Origin of the sequence: Thiolapillus sp. (assembly GCF_048562965.1) — a bacterium.
Lineage (GTDB): Bacteria > Pseudomonadota > Gammaproteobacteria > Chromatiales > Chromatiaceae > Thiolapillus > Thiolapillus brandeum_A.
Genome location: NZ_JBHNMF010001619.1, coordinates 1 through 528 on the forward strand (window position 1 = coordinate 1; position 528 = coordinate 528).

General features: G+C 58.7%; 1 protein-coding gene. It reads right to left on the reverse strand.

Annotation, left to right across the window (positions count from 1 at the left end):
• Nucleotides 1-497: RNA-guided endonuclease InsQ/TnpB family protein (locus ACOCD2_RS25845; protein WP_419626431.1), on the reverse strand; the 497-nt coding region annotated here is incomplete at its 3' end.
• Between the last annotated feature and the right edge of the window lie 31 nt (nt 498-528).

The following is a 528-nucleotide window of genomic DNA, read 5'->3' on the forward strand; positions in this document are numbered from 1 at the left end:
GCAAGGATATTTTTAGCCGCGTTGATGTCGCGGTCGTGTTCGGCTCCGCACTCCGAACATATCCAATGCCTTATTCCAAGACCTGCTCTACCTTTCGGACTGCTGTCGGGCTTCGCCCCACAGCACGAACAGACCTGGGTGGAGTAGGCTTCGTTGACTTCCTCGAACACCCCTGACCGCGCTATCGCTTTGTATTTCAGTTGTGTCTTGAGCTGATGCCAGCCGGCATCCAAAACGGACTTCGCCATTTTGGTCTTGACCAGTTTGGCGCTGCTCACATCGCCCACGAAGATGACGCCATAGCGTTCCGCCAGGTGCGTCGTGAATTTATGTATCGCATCCTTGCGCCGGTTGCGGATCTTGGCGTGTATCGCCCGGACGCGCTGAGCCTTGTTGGTGCGTTGCGCTCGCTGCCAGCCATGGAGAGCGAAGCGAAGGCTGGTAGACCCCAGTAGCCGCGAGGCCGCACTGCTTACCCGTCGTGCGCATAGCGCCAGAGGGGAAGCAAAGTAGGCCTCCGAACGCGGC